Genomic DNA, 3,346 nt, shown 5'->3' on the forward strand with positions numbered 1-3,346 from the left:
TTCAAAAGGGCCCAGCGATGGTGGAAAGACCTGGTGCAACGTCAACCAGGCATGTTCGCCCACTGGGCGTGGATGACCGAGTTCTAAACGGACTGGATGAGAAGAGCGGAGTGACGGGAGACTGTCACGCTCCGTTCTGTGGGAGCCCCGGGGTGCGACCCCCCGGGGCCACCCGGCGGGCTAAACCTGGCCGATCACCTGATCGGGGTCTTGTTGAGGTAGTGCTCTGTGAGCACCGGTATCAGCGCCTGCGCCGCGTAGGACGGCGCCGTCTACTCGTCGAGGCTGCGGGGGCTGCAGATCGTGGAAGCCGGTGAAGGCTGCTCCACGCCGGTGCGGCACGCCGTAGCGCGCATCCAACAAACGACGAACCGCCGCTGCTGGCAACGACTGGCACCCGACGAACCGGACAGGCTCATCCGGGGCAGGGATGTGGCTGCATACCAGGACGTGCGACGGCCTTCGACGGCAAAACGTTACGCGGTTCCCATAATGGGGCCAGAACCGAGGCTGCCGACCTCGATGGACGGCAACTGGTCGTCGGCAGCCGCCACCGCGAAGGGAGTGGCGGCGGTATAGAACGCGTCCTCGGTCATCAATCCTCGCTGCGCCAGCTCGATGCGGTTCACCTGAGTGCCCCATCGGTTGGCGAATAGACGCTTGAGTTGTCCGGGATCCGGCCGGCGCACGTTCAAGTGCGGCTTCTGACGGGCTAATTCGTCCCGCTGCGCGAGGGCGCGGGCGGCCATGGCGCGCCATTCGGGCAGCCGAGGGTCTGCCCGCAGCAGTTCGAGGAAGTGCTGGATCGCCGGCAGCGACCTGGCGAAAAAGAGGGTGCGGGTGGTCAGTCGCGCCGAGACCGCAATCGGATCGTCGCGCAGGCTCTCGTTCTCCTCGGCGGTGAGCCAGGGCGCCCTGACGTGTTCGGGAAAGCCGGACTCGTCGATGATGCCGGTGGCCTGCGCATAGCGGTGGGCGACGGTCTCCAGCGAGCGCTCATAGCTGTCGGCCGCTACCTCCGCGGCCGCCCGAGCGGCCCGGTCGCACACCGTGCCGCCCTCGTCGGGGTGAGTCAGACTCCAGTACCAGGCGGCGACCTGCTCCAGCGCCGGGACATATGCCCATCGATCGCTCGCGCACACGCTCAGCAACGAAAGGACGTCAAGGTCAGCGACGTCGACGGCCGACTGGGATCCGCTGTCGGTGGTGACGGGAACGGGTGTCGCAGGCGCCCACCGCTGCCGCCAGCGCTGCGACCATACCGTCGGAGGTGGGCCGGGCCGCGCGGCACGGCCGCCTTTGCCGCGGACCACCTCGCGCAGCGCCAGGACCGCGTCGGCGTTTTTGACGTCGACCCGCAGCGACCTCAATTGTGTTGCCAGGATGCGGCTTTCGGGAGCGCCAACAGCCTCGAGCAATCGATTCCAGGTACGCTGGGTAAACGGGGTGCTGCGTGCGGTTTTGATCAACTGGTCAGCCAAAGGTGCTGATATCAAACCGGATTCGACAGCCCGCGCGACGGTATGGCGAATGTTGACCAGGGCATCGACAAAGACCGGATAACCGTCTTCGGGGTCGCCGTGCACCATCCCCACTTCGTCATCGGCCTCGAGCAGCCCGTCGCGGTAGCCCTCGAAGACCCAGCCGTACCCTTCCATGCCGAACGGGTGCAGCTCTGCGGCGCGCAACGCTCCCATGCTCGATGAACCGACCACCCGCACCCCGTCGTCGATGAGGGTCAGCAGTTCCTTGTGCCGCACCGACGCCTGCTGGAAGAAGAGTCCGTCGACGATGAGCAGGGTGTCGCCCGGCCGCAACCCGTATCCGAGCGCCTGACCGAACGCGATCGGCGTCACCACTTCGGCATTGGGCACCACGGCATGGATATCGTCGGCGCCGATCGTTGGTCCCGCGGTGACGACGACCCGGCCGTTAGTTGTCATCCGTGCTCCTGTAACGGGGTTCGCATCGGCGAATGTATGGAGGCTGACAGTCCGGGGGCGACGACCTTGACCACGGGGACGCAGGCGTCGTCGAAGTCGCAGACGACCGCGAGGGGCTCCACGCCCGACCGGACGGTCACGGCGGTCGCCGCCGCGGCGAGCAGCTCGGTCAGCGAGTTGCTGTAGTCGATGTGCCACGGCGTGGCGGGCGCGGCGGGCATCGGCTGCATCGATCGACGAGCCGGTGCATACGTGTGCACCCGGGCGAACCTGTGGTAAATCGCCGAAGGGAGATCCTCGCGAGCCCCGCTGATGGCCGTCAGGCGCGATTGCGCGGCCTCGGTGATCGCCCGGGACAGCGCCACGTTGGGGTCGTGGTGAAGTCCGCTGCCGCTGAACGGAATCTCGGTCATGGGCGAGGTGATCTCGGCGGCGAAGCAGTAGAACCCGTCCCAGCTGTCGATCCGGGCAACGCTCAGTTCGCTTCCGGCCCGGTGAATCATCTCGACCAGTTCGGCGCACTCCGAGCGGGCGACGTCGTTCAGAGGTACCTCGAACAAGGTCGATCCCGGCGCGGCCGTGGCCATGCCATGGCGCTCCATGATCTCGTAGAGCCCGTGCAGGGTGGCTTCGTGGTAACTGTTGCCGGAAGCCAATCCCGTGGTGTCCATCCCGAACATCGGCGGTCCCCAGGAGTCACTGACCGCCACGTTGACGACGGTGGCCAGCCACGGCACGAAGGTTCGGCGGCTGGTCAGCAATGTCGTCGCGATCATCCAGTCGAGCTTGGCGCCGGGATGGTAGAAGCTTCCGGCGGGCCGGTTGAGCTCGGCCGGGTCATAGGTCAGTTCGCGGGCGAGATCGGTTGTGCTCCTGGATAAAAGGTCGGGAGTGATGCTCTCCACGTGCCAGTTCTCCAGCGATTCCATGACGGCCGAGACCTGGGCGGCGCGGTACGTGGTGGCCTTGCCCTGACTGACCGACAAGGTCAGCGAGGCGGGCCGCACGGCCTGGACGGTGGGAATTCCGAGATCATCCAGCCAGGTCAGGTCGGCGACGCGGGTGATCCCGGCCCGTTCCAGCGCAGGCTGAACGGCCTGCCAGGTTTGATCGGGCGAGATGATCCGGTGAGTGCCGGCCCGATATCCGATTGTGGTGGGGTCGGCGTGACCCAGCACCCGTGGCGGCCAATGCGACCAGTCGGGGCCGGCTTTCGTCAGTTGCTGGGTGCCGAGCCCGGATTGTTCCGACATGGCTTTTCACGCTACTTAGTTGCCGGGTTTCCGGCGGGACATTGCGACGGGTGCAGAAGATAATCCCAGCAGGATCTCATCGCGGAGGGGGAGGGGGCAGCGATGAGACCCCGCTGGGCGGATGATTCGGCGGGGGTCTCAGACTTGGGG

The 3,346-nt window shown here is 66.4% G+C and carries 2 protein-coding genes; both read right to left on the reverse strand.

All coding sequences use genetic code 11. The features are described 5' to 3' along the window. Nucleotides 1-476: 476 nt before the first annotated feature. On the reverse strand, nucleotides 477-1,943 hold the full coding sequence (locus tag EET03_RS12490) for a TfuA-like protein (protein WP_075541480.1): 1,467 nt from the start codon (nucleotides 1,941-1,943) through the stop codon (nucleotides 477-479). After that, nucleotides 1,940-3,196 (reverse strand): YcaO-like family protein, encoded by a 1,257-nt coding sequence (locus EET03_RS12495; RefSeq protein WP_075541481.1) that lies wholly within the window; start codon nucleotides 3,194-3,196, stop codon nucleotides 1,940-1,942. Before EET03_RS12495 ends, EET03_RS12490 begins: the two co-directional genes overlap by 4 nt. Between the last annotated feature and the right edge of the window lie 150 nt (nucleotides 3,197-3,346).

The sequence above is a fragment of the Mycobacterium innocens genome (assembly GCF_900566055.1).
In the GTDB taxonomy this organism is placed as follows: domain Bacteria; phylum Actinomycetota; class Actinomycetes; order Mycobacteriales; family Mycobacteriaceae; genus Mycobacterium; species Mycobacterium innocens.